The organism is Streptomyces sp. NPDC048277 (assembly GCF_040652235.1).
Lineage (GTDB): Bacteria > Actinomycetota > Actinomycetes > Streptomycetales > Streptomycetaceae > Streptomyces.
On record NZ_JBEZLQ010000001.1, the window covers coordinates 967,686 to 988,563 of the forward strand.

A 20,878-nucleotide genomic window follows, 5' to 3' on the forward strand; every position below is an offset into this window, starting at 1 on the left:
CGACGACCGTGCGGACCACAGGTGGATCTTGAGGCTCCGGATCGAACTTTACGTCAACTTGGAATGGATGAAAGCCCCGGGAGGGTGACGATAATCCTGCAACCCCGGTCGGATTCGGCCACGCCGATCCGGCCGCCGTGCAGATCCACCGCCCACCGGGCGATCGCCAGACCCAGTCCGGTGCCGCCGTCGCTGCCGGGCCCGTGCGGCCGCCGTACGGCCCCCCGGTTGAAGCGCTCGAAGACGCGGTGCCACTCCGAGCGCGGAATGCCGGGGCCCTCGTCCAGGACCTCCAGCTCCAGCGACTCCGGCTGCGGCCCGCGCCGCGCCCTCACCGTCACCCGGCCGTGCGGCGGGCTGTGCTTGACCGCGTTGTCGATGAGGTTCGACACGACCTGGTGGATGCGCTCCGGGTCGGCGTGCGCGGTCAGCTCCGGCGGGGACACGTCGAGGTGCAGATGGACATCGGTACGCGTGTGGCTGCCGGAGTTCGAGGCGAGCCCGCGTGCCCCGACGACCATGTTGGCCTCCTTCAGCACGCCCGAGAGGTACGGCCACACCTCGAAACGGCGCTGACGCAGGGGTACGACGCCGTTGTCCAGGCGGGAGAGGTCCAGCAGGGTCTCCACCAGTCGGCCGAGACGCTCGGTCTGCTTGAGGGCCGTACGCATCGTCTCGGTGTCGGGCTCGGCGATTCCGTCGACGACGTTCTCCAGGACGGCCCGCAGGCCCGCGATGGGCGTGCGCAGCTCGTGCGAGACGTTCGCGACCAGCTCCTTGCGCTGGCGGTCCTGCGCCTCCAGCTCGTCGGCCATGACGTTGATCGTCTCGGCCAGGTCGCCCAGCTCGTCGCGGCGGTTCTCGCGCACCCGGCGTGTGTAGTCGCCCTGCGAGATCGACCGGGCCACCAGATTCATGTCGTCCAGCGGCGAGGTGAGCGAATGCGCCACGAACTGCGTTATCAGCAGTGTGGCGATCATCGAGAAGACCGTGATGAAGCGCAGCTCCGTCTTGGTGTGCACCGCGATCATCGACAGGCCTGTCGTGATCAGCACCGAGACGACGACGAGCGCGCCCAGCTTGGTCTTGATCGAGAACGGGCGTACCCCGCCCCAGGGCTCCTCTCCGGGGCTCCCGGGGAGCCCGGACCCCCCGGGGCCTCTTGGTCCGGTCGGCCCGGCGCTCATGGCGTGGGGGTCTCCAGCGCGTAGCCCACACCGTGCACGGTGCGGATCCGCTCGGCGCCGATCTTCCGGCGCAGCGCCTTGATGTGGCTGTCGACCGTGCGGGTGCCCGAGGCGTCCGCCCAGTCCCAGACCTCGGCGAGCAGCTGCTCACGGGAGAGCACCGCGCGCGGGGTGTTGGCGAGGCAGACCAGCAGGTCGAACTCGGTCGGTGTGAGGTGCACGTCCTCGCTGCGCACCCGCACCCGGCGCTGCGCGTGGTCGATCTCCAGCTCGCCGAGGCGCAGGATGCCGGAGCGGGGCGTGGAGGCCGCGATGGCCGCCCGCTCCACCCGCCGCAGCAGCACGTGCACGCGTGCCGCCAGCTCCCGCATGGAGAACGGCTTGGTCATGTAGTCGTCGGCGCCGACCCCGAGGCCGACCAGCATGTCGGTCTCGTCGTCCCGCGCGGTGAGCATCAGCACCGGCACCGGCCGCTGGGCCTGCACGCGCCGGCAGACCTCCAGACCGTCGAAGCCGGGCAGCATGATGTCGAGGATCAGCAGGTCGGGCTGCCAGGCCTCGGCGGTGTCGACGGCGGCCGGGCCGTCACCAGCGGTTTGCACGAGGAATCCCTCGGCGCGCAGGCGGGCCGCGATGGCGTCGACGATCGTGGGGTCGTCCTCGACGACCAGAACACGGCGCTGGGCGCCGGGCGTCGCCGTCGCCGTGCCGTTGTGGGAGGTGTGTGTCTGCTCCATCGCCCGCCCCTGTGTGCTTTCCGGAACCAGTGGGGTGATCCCATGACTGCGATTGACGCTTGAATGATTCGCGTCAGGGATGCACATTACGGGGACAGGCGGCGCACTCGCTATCCAGGGCGGACGGCAAGGTGAACGACGTCCGGAACGCCCCGGGCAACCGGGATCTCTTCGGTACGCACCTGCGTGAACCCGGCATTCCACAAGGTTTCTTCGAATTCCGCAGAGGGTTGCGCCGACCATACGGCGAGTACCCCGCCCGGCCTCAACACCCTTGCGCAGCCCGCGAGTCCGGCTGGCGAGTAGAGCCCCGCGTTGTCCTCGTCGACGGTCCAGCCGGGCCCGTTGTCGATGTCCAGGCACAGCGCGTCGAACGTGTCGCACGTCACATTGACGTACTCCACGAGGTCATTCTCGATGATCACCGTACGGGGATCGGTGAACGCGCGTGCGGAAACAGTGGAAAGCGGTCCGTCGCGATGCCAGGCGACGACCGCCGCCTCCCGCTCCACGACCGCGATCCGGCCCCAGCGCGGGTCCTGCGCGGCACGGGCGAGCGAGAACCCGACGCCGAGCCCGCCGATCAGCACCGCCGGCTCCGCCCGCCCGTCCAGGGCCGGGTGCGCGGCGGCCGCGTCCACGAGCAACCGCTCCGAGCGCCCGTCGGAGGTGTCCATCAGGAAGCAGCCGTTGGCGATGATCTGCAGGAGTTCACCGTGTCTGCGCAGCACCACCTCGCCGTACGGCCCTTCGCGCCGGTCCAGGACCACGGGTGTGTCGTGAGTGGTGGTCATGTCGGCCATCCTGCCCCAACAGGGCTTTGCGGCCACGCGAATTACCGGTGTCGGACAGTCGCATGGGTGTCACTCGTTCGAGGGGCCGTCCGGCGCTTCGCGCGCGCCGGTGGCCGGAAGCGGCTCATATGGTTCGTCTTGACCCCTCATGGTTCTTCAGAAAATCCTGAGAATCACCCCCTGCGTGGCGTCGGTCATAGACAGTGGCTCGGGGGACGGCGAAGGGTGGGGTGAAACGGAAGGAGCGCCTCACCGTGGAACGGACCGCGAGGGCCGCATCGACGCCCGCGCCCCAGCCCCTTGCGGCCGCATCGCCCGCGCCCCTCCCGGCGGCGGAGGTCGCCGCCCTGCTGGACGGTGTGCCCCGCCAGCGCGGCCCGGTGGCCATCCCTCTCCCCGGGGCGGCGCGCCCCGCTCTCCGGCTCCGCCCCTGGCGGCTGCTCCCCAGCCCCACCGGCACGCCGGTGACCTTCACCTACACGGTGATCCTGGCCCTCACCTCGGTCTTCGCGAGCTACGCCAGTCCCCGCCTGCTGTACGCGCTCTACCAGGACTCCAGCACCGACGTGGCGCACCTGCTGCGCACCCCGGTCTTCGTCCTGCTGGCCAGCGCGCTGTGGATCGCGGGCGGGCTGCTGTCGCCGTACGCCCTCGCCTTCGTGCTCGTGCTGACCGCGCTGGAACGGCGGATAGGGGGCGCCCGCGCCATCCTCGTCTTCCTGACGGGCCATGTTCTGGCCACGCTCGCGACCGAGGTCCCGGTCGGCCTCGCCGTCCTGGTCGGCCACCTTCCCCACACGTCGCTCCACCGCCTCGACTACGGCATCAGCTTCGGCGTGGCCGCCAGCATCGGCGCGCTCTCCGGCATCCTCACCCCCTGGCTGCGCTGGCCCCTGCTCGCCCTCGTGGCCTACGACCTCGTCGAGGACCTCATCGCCTTCGAGGACCCGATGACCAACTGGGGCCATCTGATCTCGCTGGGCATCGGGGCGGCGCTCTGGCCGGTCGTACGCCGCTGGTACCGGGAGCGGGGTCCGGCCGCCGCCGTGCCGTCCTGAGGGTTCAGGCGCTTCGCGCCGCCGCCAGTGCCTTCGCCGACTCCGGTATGCCCAGGGCCTTCTCCTGCTCCGGCGTCGCGCCGTGCAGACGGTTGGTGAGCTGGTACGGGTCGGCGGCCAGGTCGTAGAACTCGCGGAAGAGGACCTCGCCGTCGCCCTGGGTGGGGCGGCCCTGACCGTCGAGGCGGGTGCGGTAGTACTCCGTGTACTGCGTGGACCTGCCGACATGGGTGGCCCAGGTGTGGATCGGTTCCTGGTCCTGCCGGTTCCACCACCACTCGGCGAGCAGCCGGTCGCGGTCGTTGCGGGTGTCGAGCAGCGAGTGCCCGTCGTGCGGGGTGTCGGGGGTGATGCCGGCCGCGTCGAGGAAGGTGGGCGCGATGTCGACATGGCCGGTGAGCCGGTCGTCGACGGTGCCCCCGCCCAGCCCCCGGGCGGGCCAGGACAGCCAGAACGGCACCTCCAGGCTCGGCCGGTACGGCACCGACTTGCGCAGCCAGCCGTGGTCCGCCCAGCACAGCCCGTGGTCGCTGGTGTACACCACCAGCGTGTTCTCCAACTGGCCCAGTGCGCGCAACTCGTCCTGGAAGTCGCGCATCGCGTCGTCCACCGAGAGCAGGGTGCGCAACTGGCGGGTGCGCAGCGCCTTTCCCTGCTCGTACGTGTGGGTCGCCTTCCGCAGGAACGGAGGCTTGTCGCTCTTGTCGGCCTCGCGGACGGAGGGCCGGCCGGGCCACTCCGGCACGCGCGTGTGCCGGTACTTCCGCTCCGGGATGTTGAGTTCGTGCGCGCTGCGGGTGGCGACGTACGCGAACCAGGGCCGGGTGTCGGTGCGCGACCTGTCCATGAAGGCGAGGGCGCGGTCCCTGATGACATTGGTGTTGTAGCCGGGGATGTTCCGGACCGTGCCGTTGTCGTTGTAGTGGCCGTCGTAGTACGCCACCGGTTCCTGCAGGAGCCACTCGTCGAAGTGCGGCGGGTTGTCGCCGGTGTGCCAGTAGTTGAGGTACTTGCCGAACAGGCCGGTGCGGTAGCCGGCCTGCTGCAACTGGCGCTGGACGGTGGTGTGCTGGTCCAGGTGGTAGGGGTGGCGGGTGTCGAGGACACCGTGGTTGTGCGCGTACCGCCCCGACATGATCGAGGCCCGGGAGGGCGCGCAGAGCGGGGTGTTGGCATGTGCCCGGGCGAAGGTCACCCCCTGCCCGCCCAGCCAGTCGACGGTACGGCGGATCGCCCAGTCCGTCTCCTTGGGCTGGTCGTCGGTGAGGACGAAGAGGATGTTCGGCCGGGGGTCGGTACGGGGGAGGGGCGAGACCGGGGGACGGCTCGCCACGGGGGCGGCCGGGGCGGTACGGCCGGGGGCGGGCGTGTCGCCGCCGTCGTCCAACGCCTTTACGGCCAACGGCACGGCGGCGCCGGCCGCGACGACGGCGGCACCGGTGATCACGGCACGCCGGCCCGGCCCGCGCGTCGGCTTCTCGTCCATAAGTCCCCCCGAGCCCCCGTGGCGTGGTGCTGTTCGTGGTGTCGTTCACTGTGAATCCGCTGGCAGTTTCCGGGATTTTCCTGTGAGTTGCATTGCGGAGGTATAGCGATGCCCTTGCGAAGTCATGGCGGTGACGGCGGGGGAGGCCGAAGTGACCGACGTCGTGGGGGAGATCGAACGGGCGCTGACGGTGACCGGGCGGGGGATACCGGGGTTCGAGGCCTACCGGATGCCGGGTGTTTTCGGGCCGGAGGTGCCGGTGGGCGCGTCCGTGGCCCCGCATGAGCGGTTGCTGGCCTTCCTGGGGCGGTCGTTGCGGTAGCGGTTTTCGGGTGCGGGTGCGTCGTGGTTGCTCGCGCAGTTCCCCGCGCCCCTTTGGGGCGCGTTTCAGGCGGCCGGGGTCCAGACGTACGGCGTGGTTGTTGTCACCGGGGTGAAGCCGAGGCGTTTCAGGATCGGGGAGCTGTTGTCCGACGCGTCCACATGCAGGTAGGCCGTGTTCCGGGCCGCCGCCCGGGTGGCTCGTAGGGCGACCAGGGCGCGGTAGACGCCCTTGCCTCGCCACTGTGCCAGGGTCGAGCCGCCCAGCAGCGACCTGTGCGGAAGGCCAGCCAGGCGGCCGAGACGAACTCTCCCGCCGCCTCGGCGACATAGATCTCCGTACCGTCCGGCTCCACCGCGAGCCGGCCCCCCAGGTACCCGGCGACCCATGACAGGTCCGTGCCCCACACCGTCGTCTCCAGCGCGGTGACCCGGCGCAGGATCACGCCCGGGGGGAGGGCGGGCGAGGCTACGGTCAGCTCCTCGACCGGGGCGATCACCACGGTCTCCCGGGACCTGGGCACGAAGCCCGCCGCGCGCAGCCGGTCGGGCAGGTCCGCCGGGACGTCGTACCCCCGCGTCTTCCACTCCACCGCCTCCCCGCGCGCCGCGAAGAAGTCGCGCTGCCGGGCGATCGCCTCGTCCAGTTCGGCGCCGCGCAGGCCGCCCCAGTCGTGCGGGCCGGTCACGAAGCCGCGGTGCTGGCCGACGACCCGCAGCAGGGCCCCGTCGTGCTCGTAGGTGACCCCGGGCGCGGGGACGGGCTGGACGGCGCGCATCTGGGCGTCGTAGGCGGCGAGCAGGGTCGCCGTGAGGTCGGTGTCGGTCACCGGGCGACCGTAGGGGGAATGCACCCGCTCGGATCAACTGTTTTCCGGGGTCCGGGACCGTGTTCGGCCAGGTCACCACTCGATCGCTCAGAGCGAACATATGCATGGGAACATTTCTCGGGCGCCAAGCATTGAGTCGGCATAACTCAAGTTGACTGCCGAAGGGGAGATCATGGCTTCGACGTCCGCATCACTCACCCTCCCTGTGCTGCCTCTCGACGGCGAGGTCGTGCTGCCCGGGATGGTGGTCCCGCTGGACCTGAAGGACCCTGATGTACGCGCCGCCGTGGAGGCCGCGCAGGCCGCCGCCCGTACCGAGCCCGGCAAGCCCAGGGTGCTGCTGGTGCCGCGGGTGGACGGGACCTACCCGGGTACCGGTGTGCTCGGCACCGTGGAGCAGGTCGGCCGCCTGGCCGACGGCGACCCGGGCGCGCTGATCCGCGGCCGCTACCGGGTGCGCATCGGCGCCGGTACGACCGGTCCGGGTGCCGCCCTGTGGGTGGAGGGCACGCGCATCGACGAGAACGTCCCGGAGCCGGTGCCCGGAAATGTCACCGAACTGGTCAAGGAGTACAAGGCCCTCGCCACCGCCTGGCTGCGCAAGCGCGGCGCCTGGCAGGTCGTGGACCGCGTGCAGGCCATCGACGACGTGTCCCAGCTGGCCGACAACTCCGGTTACTCCCCCTTCCTGACCACCGAGCAGAAGATCGAACTGCTGGAGACCGTCGACGCGGTCGCCCGTCTCAAGCTGGCCACCCAGCAGCTCCGCGACCACCTCGCCGAGCAGGACGTGGCCGAGACCATCGCCAAGGACGTCCAGGAGGGCGTCGACAAGCAGCAGCGCGAGTTCCTGCTCCGCCGTCAGCTGGAGGCGGTCCGCAAGGAACTGCGCGAGCTGAACGGCGACGCCGCCAAGGACGGCGAGGAGTCCGACGACTACCGCGCCCGCGTGGAGGCCGCCGACCTGCCGGAGAAGGTCCGCGAGGCCGCCCTCAAGGAGGTCGACAAGCTGGAGCGGTCCAGCGACCAGTCGCCCGAGGGCTCGTGGATCCGCACCTGGCTGGACACCGTCCTCGAACTGCCGTGGAACGAGCGCACCGAGGACGCCTACGACATCCAGGGCGCCAAGGCGGTCCTGGACGCCGAGCACGCCGGTCTGGAGGACGTGAAGGAGCGGATCACCGAGTACCTGGCGGTGCGCAAGCGCCGTAGCGACCGGGGGCTCGGGGTCATCGGCGGGCGGCGCGGCGGTGCCGTGCTGGCCCTGGTCGGCCCGCCCGGCGTCGGCAAGACCAGCCTGGGGGAGTCGGTCGCCCATGCCATGGGCCGCAAGTTCGTCCGGGTCGCCCTCGGCGGTGTCCGGGACGAGGCGGAGATCCGCGGTCACCGGCGTACGTACGTCGGCGCGCTGCCCGGCCGGATCGTGCGGGCCATCAAGGAGGCCGGTTCGATGAACCCGGTCGTCCTGCTCGACGAGATCGACAAGGTGGGCTCCGACTACCGCGGCGACCCGGCCGCGGCCCTGCTCGAAGTCCTGGACCCGGCGCAGAACCACACCTTCCGCGACCACTACCTGGAGGTCGAGCTCGACCTGAGCGACGTGGTGTTCCTCGCCACGGCGAACGTCCTCGAAGCCATCCCGGAGGCCCTGCTCGACCGTATGGAGCTGGTCCGCCTGGACGGCTACACCGAGGACGAGAAGGTCGTCATCGCCCGTGACCACCTGCTCCCGCGCCAGCTGGAGCGGGCCGGCGTCGACAAGGACGAGGTGACCCTGGAGGAGAGCGCGCTGCGCAAGCTCGCCGGCGAGTACACCCGTGAGGCGGGCGTCCGCACCCTGGAGCGGTCGATCGCCCGGCTGCTGCGCAAGGTCGCGGCGCAGCACGAGCTGGGGAAGCGCGAGCTGCCGTTCGCGATCCGGGACGAGGACCTGCGTGCCCTGATCGGCCGGCCGCACCACGTGCCCGAGTCCGCCCAGGACCCGGCCGAGCGCCGCACGGCCGTGCCGGGTGTGGCGACGGGCCTCGCGGTCACCGGAGCGGGCGGCGACGTCCTCTTCGTCGAGGCGTCCCTGGCCGACCCGGAGACGGGCGCGGCGGGGCTGACCCTCACCGGTCAGCTGGGTGACGTGATGAAGGAGAGCGCGCAGATCGCCCTGTCCTTCCTCCGCTCGCACGGCGCCGAACTGGAGCTGCCGGTCGGCGACCTGAAGGACCGGGGCGTGCACATCCACTTCCCGGCGGGCGCGGTCCCGAAGGACGGCCCGAGCGCCGGCGTCACGATGACGACGGCCCTCGCGTCCCTGCTCTCCGGCCGCCTGGTCCGCACGGACGTGGCGATGACCGGCGAGGTCTCGCTGACCGGCCGTGTCCTGCCCATCGGCGGGGTGAAGCAGAAGCTGCTCGCCGCCCAGCGCGCGGGGGTGACGACCGTCATCATCCCGAAGCGCAACGAGGCCGACCTGGACGACGTCCCGGCCGAGGTGCTGGACAAGCTCGACGTCCACGCCGTGACCGACGTCCGCCAGGTCCTGGAGCTGGCGCTCGCGCCCGCGACGAACGCGGCGACGCCGGAGGTTCCGGCAGCGGCGATGGGGGTACCTCCCAGGCGTTAAGCACTGGGGGAGGACGCTGCCGGATGACAGGAGGCCCGGATCCCCGCGAGGGGACCCGGGCCTTCGCCCGTACGGGGTCAGCCGTTGGCGAGCGCGACGACCCGGTCGAGGGCCCCGTTGAACCTGTCGTGGTCACCGACCGTCGGCCCGGTCGACGTGTACTGCCACATCGTGTAGGTCGACCAGCCGGCCGGCAGCGTTCCCGCCTCCGACGCGTAGCGGGCGACCCACAGCGGGTTGACGGACCCGAAACCGCCGTAGTTGCCGGTGCATTCGCTCCACCAGCTGGTCGCCGTGTAGATGACGGCGTCCCGGCCCGTCCGCGCCTTGTAGCGGTTCAGGAAGTCGGTGATCCAGCTGACCATCCCGCTCGCCGATTTGCCGTAGCACGCGGAGCCGTACGGGTTCCACTCGATGTCGAGGACACCGGGCAGGGTCCGGCCGTCCCGGGACCAGCCGCCGCCGTGGTCGGCGAAGTAGTCGGCCTGGGCCGCGCCGCTCGTGGTGTCCGGGGTCGCGAAGTGGTAGGCGCCGCGGATCATGCCGACGTCGTAGGCGCCGTTGTACTGCTGGGTGAAGTACGGGTTCTTGTAGGACGTGCCTTCCGTGGCCTTGGTGTACGCCCATTTGACCCCGCTGCCGAGCAGGCCCGACCAGGAGACGTCGCCCTGGTAGCTGGCGACGTCGACGCCCTCGGTCTGGGCCGCGTCGGCGGACTTGGGCGTGCCGCTCTGGCCGTCGTGGGCCAGGACGCCCATGCCCATGTAGGCCGAGCCCCGGGCGGGGGTGGGCGCGGCGTGGGCGGGGGCGAGGGGGAGCGTCGTGAGCAGCGCCGTGAGCAGCGCGGTCAGGACGGTGGGGGCGGGGGTGGGTCTGTGCACGGGCATGACGTGCCTCCGTGGGGTGAGGTGGGGGATCCCAGGTATGCCAGAGATGACCCGCGCGACACGGCACGACACGACACGGAGTCACACGGCGTAACCACGGACGGAGAGGGCGATGGGGGAAGCGGGACCGGAGGCCGCCGTCGGTCCGAGCCTGCGAAATACTTGGCGGGCTGCGGCGACGACGGGGTTTGACGCAAACTTTCAGGACTGTGAAACCGATCAGGGGTAGTGACGTGCACGAGGACGAAAAAGGCGACGAACAGCCTGCCGCCGTCGGGTTGACGCCGAGCGGTGCGGACCAGGAATTCCTTGCTCTGGAACGCGAGTTGACGGTGCTGCTGCGGCGCGCCCGGGCCAGCCAGGGGGAGATGGCCCGGGAGGTCCACCCCGACCTGGAGTCCGCCGCGTACGGCCTGCTCGTCAGGCTCGACGAGTGCGGCGGCCAGCGTGCCACCGAACTGGCCGCCTACGTCGGCGTCGGCAAGGCCACCATGTCCCGCCAGCTGCGCGCCCTGGAGGAGCTCGGCCTGATCGCCCGCGAGCCCGACCCGGCCGACGGACGGGCCTGGCTGGTCGCCCTCACCGAGGAGGGCCGGCGCCGGGTGGGCAGGGTCCGTGAGGCCCGCCGGGGCCGCTACGTCCGCCAGCTCGCCCACTGGCCCCGCCAGGAGGTCGCGGAACTGGCCCGGCTCCTGAGCCACTTGAACGGCGTCATGGAGAAGTAGCCGCTACAGCTCGGCGTACACCACCGTCGCGTCGTCGTGGGTCTTGCTCCGTCGCAGGAACGTCCGCTCCTCCCGGTCGGCCGACTCCAGTTCGCGCACCCGTTCGACCAGTGCCCGTGCGCCGTCCTTGCGTACGACGGCGAAGAGGGCCGCCCAGTCGCCCTCGCGGAACTTCTCCGTCCAGCGGGTCGCCCCGTCCGTGAGGGCGGCGAGGGCGCGGACCCGGTGCCGGGGCAGGCTCCCGGTGACCGCGCGGGCGGCGGCCGAGGGGTCGGCGGCGGCGGTGAAGAAGCCGCCCTCCTTGTTGCGGACGGTGGCGTCGGCGATCGCGTCCGAGATCAGATGGGCACGGGGGACACGGTCGAGCCGGTCGTCCAGGACCGCGGTGACCGTGCCGTCGGGGGACTCGAGGAGCAGCGCGGAGTCGGACAGGACGAGGTACTCCAGGGTGTCGTCGGACCAGCGGGTCAGGACGACGGTCGCCTGGGGCGTGCGCGGGTGAGAAAGGTCACAGGTTCCCGAGTGTGCGTCAGCTGTGCGGCGGATCGCCCGCGCGAGGATCTCCTGCAGCGTCAGATCTCGTGCGGAAACGGTCAGTTCGGTCAGCGCGCCGCCCAGTCGCGCGGTGAACCAGGGGACGGAATGCAGACACCCGGTGCCGCCCTGCGGCGGGGTGACCCCGTCCAGGACGATCACGCAGCCCCCCTGCCCTGAGGCGGGAAGTCCGACACCGGCGAAGTCCTCGTTGGGGCGGTCGGGGGTGCCGGGCTCCGAAACGACTTCAGTACGCATTCGGCCAGTCTGCACGACCTCTCCACGATCTTCGCCAAAGGCTGGCAACCGCCTGGGAATTCACGCGGTCTCGCAGGTCAGCTGCCTGTTTTGGGGTGGAATGGAGCACTCCGGGGAGGCGTGGCGGCGAATCCTGTCAAAGCCTGCCGTCCGCGTCCAACCGGCCCGCCGGAAAAGGCCCCCGCATGGTCCGCCGGAACTTGCCCGGCAACTCTCCTCCGATGTTCACTCCTTCGGGTGGCGGGTCAGGCGATGCGGGACCACCGCCCACCGGCGCTGGGAGGGTCGGGGACCGACATATCGGTGCACGTATCGGGTGCGTGCACCACTGGGCACCGAAATGCCGGGATTATGACGGGGTGCCACCCGGCTCCTTGGGTAGACGAGTTCAGGAATGCGAGCACCGGTGCAGAAGACGCGGCCTCGGCGCACAGGCAAGAAGACGGCCCCCGAAACGGGCGCCGCCACCCCCGTCGGCACCGGCCGTCGCAAGCACGTCCGGACCCGGCTGATCGTCGCCGTGGCCGTGGTGGCCGCCGCGATCGCCGGAGCGGGAGCGCCGGCCCTGCTCACCGCCTCCGGGCAGCTGAGCGACTCACAGGACCTGGTGACCCTCGCGGGCCGCACCCAGGACGCGCTGGCGCTGGCCAACTCGCTCGCCGACGAGCGCGACGAGGTCACGTCCTACATCGCGGCGGGCCGCCCCAAGTCCGGGGCGCCCTCCGAGGACCGCAGCGCCCGTGTCGACCGCCAGGTCGAGGACCTGCGGGCGGACACCGACACCCCCGCCTGGCTGCGCACCGACCTCGACGGCATCGCGGCCGTCCGCCGGTCCGCGCTCACCGGCAAGAGCACCGCCCTCGAAACGCACGAGGCGTACTCGAGCACCATCGCCGAACTGCACCGGCTCGCCGAGGAACTGGCCGAGCAGATGCCCCCCAGGGCCGGCTCCGGCGCCTACGCCCTCGCCGAACTGGACTCCGCGGTCCAGCAGTCCGCCGCCGCCCGCGGCCTGCTGCTGGCCGCGCTGAACATCCCCAGCACCACCCAGACCACGATCAGCCCGATCACCGGACTGCCGGTCACCACCACCACTGTCTCCAAAGCCGACCAGAAGCAGCGCGACGCGCTCACCACCGCCGCCCAGCAGGCCCGGCTGCGCGCGGACGCGGCCCTCGCCGACTTCCACGAGAGCGCGCCCAAAGCGGCCGTCGAGTCGTACGACTCCACGGTCACCGGCAGCGACGTCAACGACGCCGACAAGTACCTGGCCTCGCTCACCGACCAGCCCACCCTCTCCGACGACGAGCTGGGCACCGGCGTCAAGAAGCTGGACGCGGCCCTGTCGGCCCGGGTCGAGCTGATGCGGGGCGTGGAGTCCGCGCTCTACGACCACCGCACCAAGGACCTCGCGAAGCTCCGCGACGACGACGTCACCGCGCTGGAGATCCGCGTCGCGGTGCTCGGCGCCCTGATGCTGGTCGCGGTCGGCATCGCCACGGCCATGGCCCGCAGCCTGACCCGCCCGCTGTCCGTGCTCCGCCGGGGCTCGGCGCGCCTCGCCGAGGCCGAGGATCCGCGGACGCAGGAGCCGGTCACCTTCACCGGGCGCAACGACGAGTTCGCGCAGGTCGTCCGCTCGGTCAACGCCCTGCACGCGCACGCCGCCGAGCTCTACGACCGCATCGCCACCCTGGAGACCGACCGCAAGCACCTGGTCGGCCAGCGCCAGATGATGGCCGACGCCCGCGAGGAACTGCGCGCCGAACTCACCGACTCCGCCGACCAGCTGGAGCGGCTGCGCACCAGCATCGGCGGCACCTTCGTCAACCTGGCGCTGCGCACGCTGGGCCTGGTGGAACGCCAGCTCGCCGTCATCGAGACCCTGGAGGAGCGCGAGCAGGACCCCGACCGCCTGTCGACCCTCTTCAAGCTCGACCACTTCGCCACGGTCATGCGCCGGCACAGCGAGAACCTCCTCGTCCTGGCCGGCACCGAGCACGTCCAGCAGCACGCCGGCCCGATCCCGCTGGTCGACGTCGTCCGTGCGGCCGTCAGCGAGATCGAGCGCTACGAGCGGGTCCGGATCGCGGCCCTGCCCCCGCACGCGCACGTGGCCGGTTTCGCCGCCGACGACCTCAGCCACCTCCTCGCCGAGCTCATGGAGAACGCCACCGCGTCCTCCCCGCCCGACATGCCCGTCGAGATCTCCGGCTGGCTGCTGGAGAGCGGCGAGGTCATGCTCTCCGTCCAGGACGAGGGCATCGGCATGACCGCCGACCGGCTGGTCCGTCTCAACGGCCGCCTCGCCGACTTCGACCCCGAGTCGCCGTACGACCAGGAGGGCGAGGAAGGCCTCGGCCTCGGTCTCTACGTCGTGGCCCGCCTGGCCCACCGGCACGGTGTCCGGGTCCAGCTGCGCGAGCAGAAGCAGGGCGGGGTGGCGGCGGTCGTCGTCCTCCCGCAGAGCCTGCTGGCCGCGGCCCCCGCGGCAGCGGTCCCGCCGGCCGCGACGGCCCCCGGCGGCGCCCAGGCCGTCTCCCTCCCCGGCGCGGACGCGGAGGTCAACTCCAACGTCCTGTACGGCCGTTCGACGTCCGGCGACCCGCTGGTGACGCTCGCGGAGAAGGCCGTACGGGAGGCCGAGGAACGGCCCGCCCACGAACAGGCGGCCCCGCCGAAGGCGGCGGAACCGGAGCCGGCGGCACGGCCGAAGGCACCGGCGGAGACCTTCGCAGAGACGACGATGGAGCTGCTGGTCCCGCTGGAGCCGGCCGGGGAGCCGGCGCGGGCCGTGGCCGCCGAGGAGCGGACGCACCCCGTCGGCGCGCACCCCGCCGACGCCGAGATCCGCACCCGCCCGCAGCCCGGGGACGTCGAGCACCACGCGCGCCCGCTGCCCACGGCAGCCGACGCCGTTGATGGGGACGACACCGCCGACGGCGACACCGAGGACCCGGTCACCAGCAAGGGCCTCCCCAAGCGCACCCCCAAGATCACCGCCCCCGCCCCGCCGCCCCGCCAGCGCACCGGAGGTGTCGACGCCGAGGCCCTGCGCCGCCGGCTCGGCGGCTTCCGCAGCGGCGCCGACGCCGGCCGACGTGACGTGGCGGCGGAGATCGCCGAACAGACCGGCCAGAACCAGGTGCCCAGCATCGCACCGGCCGGATCCGGTACAGCCGTATCCGAAGAATTCACGGGGGGCACAGTCGAGGAGGCAAGCAGTTGACCGCGCCCAGTACCTTCGGACTGAGCAGTGAGGCCCGTAACCTGCACTGGCTGCTGAGCAACCTCGTCGAGGAGGTGCCCGGTATCCAGTCGGTGGCCGTGGTCTCCTCCGACGGCCTGCTCCTGCTCTCCTCGGACCCCGGCCTCCCCCACGCTCGAACGAGCTCGCGCGGGGGGACCCCCATCGAGGCGGCCCGCGAGGCCAGGAGCGAGAAGCGCAAGGGCCCGCGCGGCTCCTCCGCCGACCTCGCCACCATCGTCTCCGGCATCGGCAGCCTCACCGTCGGCGCCGCCAAGCTGATGGAGTTCGGCCCGGTCAAGCACACGATGGTCGCGATGGACGAGGGCAGCCTCTTCGTGATGTCGATCAGCGACGGGTCGCTGCTCGGGGTGCACGGCAGCGCGGAGTGCGACATGAGCGTGGTGGCCTATCACATGGCCCTCTTCGTCGGCCGCGCCGGGCACGTCCTGACGCCCGAACTCCGCAGCGAGCTACGAAAATCCCTGGAGGAAGACGCGACGAGGAGCGGCCGATGAGCAGCGCGCCGAAGAACCGCAGGCAGAACCTCCCGGTCCGCGGCGGCGACCGCAAGCCCGCCCGTGTCCGCCCCTACTCGCTCACCGGCGGCCGTACCCGCTTCGGCCACGTCCTCCTCGTGGAGACGTTCGTCGCGGCGCTCGAAGCCCCCGAGGAGCGCAAGGAACTGACGAATGGTTCCCTCAACACCCGGGTGATGCCGGAGATGCGGGCCATCGTCGAACTCTGCCGCCGTATGCGCACGGTGGCCGAGATCGCCGCGCTGCTGAAGATGCCGCTCGGCGTGGTCCGGGTCCTGCTCAGCGACCTCGCGGACCAGGGAAAGATCCGTGTGTACGGAACCGGTACCGGGCACGGCGTCGGCCGCCCGGACCGCGCTCTGCTGGAAAGGGTGCTGAGTGGACTACGCCGTCTCTGACGCCACCGGCGTCGCCCCGCTCCTCGCTGCCGACGAGGAGCAGGAGCAGCTGCGGTCCTGGCAGACGGACCGCAACCGGGCCCCCATCGCGACGAAGATAGTCGTGGCGGGCGGTTTCGGCGTCGGCAAGACCACACTGGTCACCGCCGCTTCGGAGATCACGCCGCTGCAGACCGAGGCGCTGATGACCGAGGCGAGCGAGGAGACCGACGACCTCACCGCCACGCCCGACAAGACGACCACCACCGTGGCCATGGACTTCGGCCGCATCACGCTCGACGACGACCTGGTGCTCTACCTGTTCGGCACGCCGGGCCAGCAGCGGTTCTGGTTCATGTGGGACGACCTGGTGCGCGGCGCGATCGGGGCCGTCGTGCTCGCCGACACCCGGCGCCTGAAGGACTGCTTCCCCGCGCTGGACTACTTCGAGAGCTGCGGGCTGCCGTACGTCGTCGCGGTCAACCACTTCGACGGCAGCGAGCGCTTCGAGCCGGAGGACGTGCGAGAAGCGTTGACGATCCCCGCGCGCATCCCTGTAATGATCATGGATGCGCGGCGCAGGATCTCGGTCATCGAGAGCCTCCTGTCCCTCGTCGCCCACGCCCTGGACGAAACCCCCGAGTAGGAGAACAGCGCCCGTATGCGGAAGATACTCGTCGTGGGGGCCGGCCAGTCCGGTCTCCAGCTCGCCCTCGGCCTCCAGTCGCACGGCTACGAGGTCACCCTGATGTCGAACCGGACCGCGGACGAGATCCGCTCCGGCCGGGTCATGTCGACGCAGTGCATGTTCCACACGGCGCTGCAGCACGAGCGCGATCTCCAGCTGAACTTCTGGGAGTCCCAGGCCCCGAAGATCGAAGGACTCGGCGTCTCGGTCGCCGCCCCCGGCTCCTGGGCCGAGGGCCCCGCGGCCCGTGCGATCGACTGGGTGGGCAGGCTCGACGGGTACGCGCAGTCGGTGGACCAGCGGGTGAAGATGGCCGGCTGGATGGAGACCTTCGCACAGCGCGGCGGCCAGCTGGTCATCCACGGCGCGGCGGTCGGCGACCTCGACTACTTCGCCCGCACCTACGACCTGGTGCTGGTCTCGGCCGGCAAGGGCGAGCTGGTCCAGATGTTCGGCCGGGACGCGTCCAGGTCCCCCTACGCGGAGCCGCAGCGCGCCCTCGCCGTGGCGTACGTCCACGGGCTGGGCCCCCGCCCCGAGCACCCGGACTACTACGCGGTCCGCTGCAACCTGGTCCCCGGCGTCGGCGAGCTCTTCGTCATGCCGACCCTGACCACCTCCGGCCCGGCCGACATCCTCTTCTGGGAGGGCATACCCGGCGGCCCGCTGGACGTCTTCAACGGCGTCAAGGACCCGGCGGAGCACCTCTCCCTGACCCTGGAACTCATGGAGCGGTTCACGCCCTGGGAGCACGCGCGGACCGCCGAGGTCGAGCTGACCGACGCGGGCGCGACCCTGGCCGGCCGCTACGCCCCCACGGTCCGCAACCCGATCGGCCGCCTCCCCGGCGGCGGCCTGGTGCTGGGCGTCGCGGACGTCGTCGTCGCCAACGACCCGATCACCGGCCAGGGCTCCAACTCGGCCTCGAAGTGCGCCGCCGCGTATCTCGACTCCATCCTCGAACGCGGGGAGAAGGAGTTCGACGAGACCTGGATGCAGGAGACGTTCGACCGCTACTGGAACACGGCCCAGCACGTCACCAAGTGGACGAACGCGATGCTGGCGCCCCCGCCGGAGCACATCCTCAACCTGATCGGCGCGGCGGGCCAGCTCCAGCCGGTGGCGGACCGTTTCGCCAACGCCTTCAACGACCCGGCCGACTTCGAGAACTTCTTCTATGAGCCGGAGAAGACGGGCGCCTATCTGGCGTCGGTGGCCGGGGCTGCCTGATCCGGCCGGTTTTCGGCCGCGGGTGAGTGGGGGTTGCTCGCGCAGTTCCCCGCGCCCCTTCTTTCAGGGGCGCGGGGAACTGCGCGATCAGCCACGACGGCGCAGCAGTCGACCGACGGCACATCGCGGCGCCCCCAGCGGACCGCATACCCTGCACCCATGACCCCGCAGGCCGCCACCCCCGCCTACCGCAGGCTGTCCGTCGAGGAGCGGCGCAGCCAGCTGCTCGACGCGGCCCTCTCCCTCTTCGCGCACCGCGTGCCCGAGGACGTCTCCCTCGACGACGTGGCGGAGGCGGCCGGGGTCTCCCGTCCCCTGGTGTACCGGTACTTCCCGGGCGGCAAGCAGCAGCTCTACGAGGCCGCGCTCCGGTCGGCCGCCGAGGAGCTGGAGCACTGCTTCGACGAGCCCCGCGAGGGCCCGCTGCTGCCCCGACTCTCCCGGGCCCTGGACCGCTACCTCGCCTTCGTCGACCAGCACGACGCCGGCTTCAGCGCCCTGCTCCAGGGCGGCAGCGTGGTGGAGACCTCACGGACGACGGCGATCGTGGACGGCGTACGACGGGCCGCCGCGCAGCACATCCTCAGCCACCTGGAGGTCGCCGACCCCGGACCCCGGCTGCGGATGACCGTCCGGATGTGGATCACCGCGGTCGAGGCGGCCTCCCTCATCTGGCTCGACGAGGACAAACAGCCGCCCGTCGAGGAACTGCGGGACTGGCTGGTGGACCAGTTCGCCGCCGTACTCAGCGTGACCGCGCGCCGCGACCCGCAGACGGCCGCCCTCGTCGACGCCCTCGCGGCGGAAGGCTGACACTGGTGCCGTGAAGAGTCAGGACACCCCCTTCGAGGGCGGCCCCATGGACGGCCGCGTCCTCCCCGTGCTGCTCGGCATGACCGGCCACCCCCCGAAGACCTACCGCATCCCCGTTCCGGACCCGGCCGGCGGCAGGCCCACGGTCCTGGTCTACCGCCGGGTGCCCCGCGGGCACAGCAGGCGCCTGGGCCTGACCCAGGGCTGGAAGTACGAGTACGACCCCACGGGCAGGGGCAGCGGCGGCGGCAGGCCGAAGTGGCCGTGGTCGAAGCCGGACGACACCGACGGGTGACAGTTGTGCGCCGAGCGGCGCACACACGCCGCGCGAACCGAGCAGACATGTCCGATTATCACGTGTGATTACCACGGTGCTGGGCGGAGAGACCGTCCCGCACCGGAGGTGATCACATGTCAGAAAGGCTGGTGCGCCTGGCCTGTACGGCCGCGGTGGCGGCGCAGGCCGTCCTCGCGCCCGTGCCCGCACTCGCCGTGCCCGACGCGCAGCCGCCGGTCGCCGAGCTGCTGACGGACCTTCAGCAGCTGTACCGGCAGGCCGAGCAGGCCACCGAGACCTACAACGCGGCCGAGGAACGGCTGAACCGGCAGCGCGCCGAGGTGATCCGGCTGGACGGCGAGCTGGCCGGGGCCCGGCGCTCCCTGCACAGCAGCAAGGACGAGGCGGGCCGGCTGGCCCGGCAGCAGTACCAGAGCTCCACCGGGATCTCCCCGTACGTCCGGCTGCTCCTCGCCCGCGATCCGCAGCACGCGCTCGACGAGGGCCATGTCATCGGCGAGCTGGCGCGCGAACGGGCCAAGACGGTGGGGCGCCTGGCGGACGGCGAGAAGAAGCAGGCCGACCTGGCCCGCAAGGCCCGCAAGGCGCTCGACACCCGGCTCCTCCTCGCCGAAGGCCAGAAGAAGCAGCGCGACGAGGTCCGGGACCGGCTCTTGGACGTGGAGCGGATGCTGGCCTCCCTCACCCCCGACCAGCTCACCGCCCTGGCCGCCCTGGAGCGGACCGAGACGGCGGACGCCCAGCGGAAACTCACGGTGTCCGGCGCCCTGAGCGCCACCACCCCACCCCCCTCCCAGGAGGGCGACCGTGCGGTGCGCTACGCGGTGCGGCAACTGGGGAAGCCGTACGAGTGGGGCGCGGCGGGCCCGAAGGCGTACGACTGCTCGGGCCTGACCTCGCAGGCCTGGGACCATGCCGGCACCCCGATCCCGAGGACCAGCCAGGAGCAGTGGGCGCACCTCCCGCACGTCCCCCTGAACGAACTGCGCCCCGGCGACCTGGTCGTCTACTTCCCCGAGGCCACGCACGTCGCCCTCTACCTGGGCAACGGCCGGGTGGTCCAGGCCCCCCGCCCCGGCGCCAAGGTCAAGGTCTCCCCGATCGCGGCGAACCCCATCCTGGGCGCGGTACGCCCGGACCCGAAGGCCCGGCCGCTGGCCCACTACACGCCCCCGACGGTGCCGGAAGGGGCGACGGAGGGCCCGGACGAAGGCTTCGGTGCGTCACAGCCGACGGTTCCGACTCCTACCTAGGGGCGCGGGGAACTGCGCGATCAACCACCACTCACCGGCACTGTGAACTCAAGCCAACAACCCCGAGCTCTTCCACAACCGCCGCCCGACCCCCCGAAGAACCCCTATGTCGTCCAGGAAGTCCGTCAGCCTCTTCGCCCCGCCCTGCATGACCTCCCGCCGGTGCCCACTCGCCCGCACCTGAGCCACCGCCTCCCGCTGGTCCAGCCCCACGTTCGAGTAGACCTCCGGATTGACGAACGCCACCGAGAACACCCGCGCGAACTCCCCGGAGGTGACCCGTGTGAACTCCTGCGACCACCGCGGCGCCGTCACCATCTGACGGCGCAGCTCCTCGCGGGCGTACCGCACATGCCGGGCCTCCTCCACCACATGGATCCGCGTGACCCCCCGGATCAGCGGCTGGACCCGCTCGTCCGGGAACGTCAGCCGCTGCATCCAGTCCAGGACCTCCTCGCCCAGCAGCGTGGCCGTGAACGACCCGGGCGTGGTCGAGATCGTCTTGAACAGGCGCCCCAGGTTCTGGTGGGCCCGGCCCACCGGATACCAGGGCGCGTCCCCGCGTGCGATCAGCCGCGCGAACATCTTCGAGTGCCGGCACTCGTCCTCGATCTCGGTCAGCGCGTAGCGCACATGCGCGGACGTCGCCGCCTTGTCGTAGATGTGCCGCACCAGCAACTGCATCAGGATCAGCTCGAACCAGATGCCCAGCGAGGCCAGCGCCGCGGCCTCGTGCTGTGACAGCAGGATCCGCTGCTCCTCGCCCATCCGCTTCCACAGCGGCGTGCCGTACAGCGACACCAGCTCCGGCGGCCAGAACCACTTGCCCTCCTCGAAGGGCGCGTCCCAGTCCAGCTCCTTGTCCGGGTCGAACGAGTGCTTCGCGGAGGAGACGAGCAGCCGTTCGGCCACCTGCTCGCGGTCCTTGAGCAGGCCGAGCGCGTCCCGCAGTCCGTCGACCGCGTCCGCTTCCGTCAGGGTCGTCATGGTTCTCCCACCTCA

Annotated in this window: 19 protein-coding genes and 1 pseudogene; 12 read left to right on the forward strand and 8 right to left on the reverse strand. The window is 71.4% G+C overall.

Annotation, left to right across the window (positions count from 1 at the left end; genetic code table 11):
• Positions 1 to 53 precede the first annotated feature (53 nt).
• The 3 genes from AB0D85_RS04525 to AB0D85_RS04535 all read right to left on the reverse strand — a co-directional run bounded on the left by AB0D85_RS04525 (position 54) and on the right by AB0D85_RS04535 (position 2,718).
• A complete protein-coding gene (locus tag AB0D85_RS04525; protein ID WP_362313291.1) occupies positions 54 to 1,187 on the reverse strand; it encodes a HAMP domain-containing sensor histidine kinase in 1,134 nt (377 codons plus the stop codon).
• The gene (locus tag AB0D85_RS04530) at positions 1,184 to 1,924 is read right to left on the reverse strand and encodes a response regulator transcription factor (protein WP_362313294.1); all 741 of its coding nucleotides are present in this window, start codon (positions 1,922 to 1,924) and stop codon (positions 1,184 to 1,186) included. Before AB0D85_RS04530 ends, AB0D85_RS04525 begins: the two co-directional genes overlap by 4 nt.
• A 110-nt stretch (positions 1,925 to 2,034) precedes the next feature.
• A complete protein-coding gene (locus AB0D85_RS04535; protein WP_362313296.1) occupies positions 2,035 to 2,718 on the reverse strand; it encodes a spermidine synthase in 684 nt (227 codons plus the stop codon).
• A gap of 254 nt (positions 2,719 to 2,972) precedes the next feature.
• Here AB0D85_RS04535 and AB0D85_RS04540 point away from each other — a divergent pair, with 254 nt between their 5' ends.
• Entirely contained in the window at positions 2,973 to 3,776 is an 804-nt protein-coding gene (locus AB0D85_RS04540; RefSeq protein ID WP_362313299.1) for a rhomboid-like protein, read from the forward strand.
• A gap of 4 nt (positions 3,777 to 3,780) precedes the next feature.
• Here AB0D85_RS04540 and AB0D85_RS04545 read toward each other — a convergent pair whose 3' ends face one another.
• Positions 3,781 to 5,262, reverse strand: a complete 1,482-nt coding sequence (locus AB0D85_RS04545) for a sulfatase (RefSeq protein ID WP_362313302.1) — start codon at positions 5,260 to 5,262, stop codon at positions 3,781 to 3,783.
• 151 nt (positions 5,263 to 5,413) lie between these two features.
• On the opposite strand from AB0D85_RS04545, the gene AB0D85_RS04550 reads away from it, so the two are divergent.
• On the forward strand, positions 5,414 to 5,584 hold the full coding sequence (locus AB0D85_RS04550) for a hypothetical protein (RefSeq protein ID WP_362313305.1): 171 nt from the start codon (positions 5,414 to 5,416) through the stop codon (positions 5,582 to 5,584).
• 65 nt (positions 5,585 to 5,649) lie between these two features.
• Here AB0D85_RS04550 and AB0D85_RS04555 read toward each other — a convergent pair.
• Positions 5,650 to 6,362, reverse strand: a pseudogene (locus AB0D85_RS04555) (GNAT family N-acetyltransferase).
• A 223-nt stretch (positions 6,363 to 6,585) separates the two neighbouring features.
• Here AB0D85_RS04555 and lon point away from each other — a divergent pair.
• Positions 6,586 to 9,027 carry an endopeptidase La gene (lon, locus tag AB0D85_RS04560; RefSeq protein WP_362313308.1) on the forward strand — a complete coding sequence of 814 codons (2,442 nt, stop codon included), beginning with the start codon at positions 6,586 to 6,588 and terminating at the stop codon, positions 9,025 to 9,027.
• Positions 9,028 to 9,104: 77 nt separating this feature from the next.
• Here lon and AB0D85_RS04565 read toward each other — a convergent pair whose 3' ends face one another.
• The gene (locus tag AB0D85_RS04565; protein WP_362313311.1) at positions 9,105 to 9,914 is read right to left on the reverse strand and encodes a lysozyme; all 810 of its coding nucleotides are present in this window, start codon (positions 9,912 to 9,914) and stop codon (positions 9,105 to 9,107) included.
• 278 nt (positions 9,915 to 10,192) lie between these two features.
• Here AB0D85_RS04565 and AB0D85_RS04570 point away from each other — a divergent pair, with 278 nt between their 5' ends.
• Positions 10,193 to 10,639, forward strand: a complete 447-nt coding sequence (locus tag AB0D85_RS04570) for a MarR family transcriptional regulator (RefSeq protein WP_362313525.1) — start codon at positions 10,193 to 10,195, stop codon at positions 10,637 to 10,639.
• Between the two features lie 3 nt (positions 10,640 to 10,642).
• Here AB0D85_RS04570 and AB0D85_RS04575 read toward each other — a convergent pair whose 3' ends face one another.
• Positions 10,643 to 11,431, reverse strand: a complete 789-nt coding sequence (locus tag AB0D85_RS04575) for a protein phosphatase 2C domain-containing protein (RefSeq protein ID WP_362313313.1) — start codon at positions 11,429 to 11,431, stop codon at positions 10,643 to 10,645.
• Positions 11,432 to 11,837: 406 nt separating this feature from the next.
• On the opposite strand from AB0D85_RS04575, the gene AB0D85_RS04580 reads away from it, so the two are divergent.
• The 8 genes from AB0D85_RS04580 (at position 11,838) to AB0D85_RS04615 (ending at position 19,876) form a co-directional block, all read left to right on the forward strand.
• On the forward strand, positions 11,838 to 14,660 hold the full coding sequence (locus tag AB0D85_RS04580; protein WP_362313315.1) for a nitrate- and nitrite sensing domain-containing protein: 2,823 nt from the start codon (positions 11,838 to 11,840) through the stop codon (positions 14,658 to 14,660).
• Positions 14,657 to 15,196: a roadblock/LC7 domain-containing protein gene (locus tag AB0D85_RS04585; protein WP_362313317.1), complete on the forward strand. Its 540-nt coding sequence runs from the start codon at positions 14,657 to 14,659 to the stop codon at positions 15,194 to 15,196. Before AB0D85_RS04580 ends, AB0D85_RS04585 begins: the two co-directional genes overlap by 4 nt.
• Positions 15,193 to 15,615, forward strand: coding sequence for a DUF742 domain-containing protein (locus AB0D85_RS04590; protein ID WP_046731914.1), 423 nt, complete (start codon positions 15,193 to 15,195; stop codon positions 15,613 to 15,615). The genes AB0D85_RS04585 and AB0D85_RS04590 overlap by 4 nt, the downstream gene beginning before the upstream one ends.
• Positions 15,596 to 16,240 (forward strand): ATP/GTP-binding protein, encoded by a 645-nt coding sequence (locus AB0D85_RS04595; RefSeq protein ID WP_362313320.1) that lies wholly within the window; start codon positions 15,596 to 15,598, stop codon positions 16,238 to 16,240. The genes AB0D85_RS04590 and AB0D85_RS04595 overlap by 20 nt, the downstream gene beginning before the upstream one ends.
• A gap of 15 nt (positions 16,241 to 16,255) precedes the next feature.
• Entirely contained in the window at positions 16,256 to 17,512 is a 1,257-nt protein-coding gene (locus AB0D85_RS04600; protein ID WP_362313322.1) for a styrene monooxygenase/indole monooxygenase family protein, read from the forward strand.
• Between the two features lie 159 nt (positions 17,513 to 17,671).
• Entirely contained in the window at positions 17,672 to 18,325 is a 654-nt protein-coding gene (locus AB0D85_RS04605) for a helix-turn-helix domain-containing protein (protein ID WP_362313325.1), read from the forward strand.
• A 10-nt stretch (positions 18,326 to 18,335) separates the two neighbouring features.
• Positions 18,336 to 18,620 (forward strand): hypothetical protein, encoded by a 285-nt coding sequence (locus tag AB0D85_RS04610; protein WP_362313328.1) that lies wholly within the window; start codon positions 18,336 to 18,338, stop codon positions 18,618 to 18,620.
• Positions 18,621 to 18,736: 116 nt separating this feature from the next.
• On the forward strand, positions 18,737 to 19,876 hold the full coding sequence (locus AB0D85_RS04615; RefSeq protein ID WP_362313331.1) for an NlpC/P60 family protein: 1,140 nt from the start codon (positions 18,737 to 18,739) through the stop codon (positions 19,874 to 19,876).
• A 48-nt stretch (positions 19,877 to 19,924) separates the two neighbouring features.
• Here AB0D85_RS04615 and AB0D85_RS04620 read toward each other — a convergent pair whose 3' ends face one another.
• Positions 19,925 to 20,863 (reverse strand): diiron oxygenase, encoded by a 939-nt coding sequence (locus AB0D85_RS04620; protein ID WP_362313334.1) that lies wholly within the window; start codon positions 20,861 to 20,863, stop codon positions 19,925 to 19,927.
• Between the last annotated feature and the right edge of the window lie 15 nt (positions 20,864 to 20,878).

Excerpts from the sequence above, each read along its gene's own strand:
- AB0D85_RS04525 (WP_362313291.1), bottom strand. The coding sequence starts at position 1,187 with ATGAGCGCCGGGCCGACCGGACCAAGAGGCCCCGGGGGGTCCGGGCTC.
- AB0D85_RS04600 (WP_362313322.1), top strand. The coding sequence starts at position 16,256 with ATGCGGAAGATACTCGTCGTGGGGGCCGGCCAGTCCGGTCTCCAGCTC.
- AB0D85_RS04575 (WP_362313313.1), bottom strand. The coding sequence starts at position 11,431 with ATGCGTACTGAAGTCGTTTCGGAGCCCGGCACCCCCGACCGCCCCAAC.
- AB0D85_RS04545 (WP_362313302.1), bottom strand. The coding sequence starts at position 5,262 with ATGGACGAGAAGCCGACGCGCGGGCCGGGCCGGCGTGCCGTGATCACC.
- AB0D85_RS04530 (WP_362313294.1), bottom strand. The coding sequence starts at position 1,924 with ATGGAGCAGACACACACCTCCCACAACGGCACGGCGACGGCGACGCCC.
- AB0D85_RS04615 (WP_362313331.1), top strand. The coding sequence starts at position 18,737 with ATGTCAGAAAGGCTGGTGCGCCTGGCCTGTACGGCCGCGGTGGCGGCG.
- AB0D85_RS04620 (WP_362313334.1), bottom strand. The coding sequence starts at position 20,863 with ATGACGACCCTGACGGAAGCGGACGCGGTCGACGGACTGCGGGACGCG.
- AB0D85_RS04535 (WP_362313296.1), bottom strand. The coding sequence starts at position 2,718 with ATGACCACCACTCACGACACACCCGTGGTCCTGGACCGGCGCGAAGGG.
- AB0D85_RS04605 (WP_362313325.1), top strand. The coding sequence starts at position 17,672 with ATGACCCCGCAGGCCGCCACCCCCGCCTACCGCAGGCTGTCCGTCGAG.
- lon (WP_362313308.1), top strand. The coding sequence starts at position 6,586 with ATGGCTTCGACGTCCGCATCACTCACCCTCCCTGTGCTGCCTCTCGAC.
- AB0D85_RS04590 (WP_046731914.1), top strand. The coding sequence starts at position 15,193 with ATGAGCAGCGCGCCGAAGAACCGCAGGCAGAACCTCCCGGTCCGCGGC.
- AB0D85_RS04565 (WP_362313311.1), bottom strand. The coding sequence starts at position 9,914 with ATGCCCGTGCACAGACCCACCCCCGCCCCCACCGTCCTGACCGCGCTG.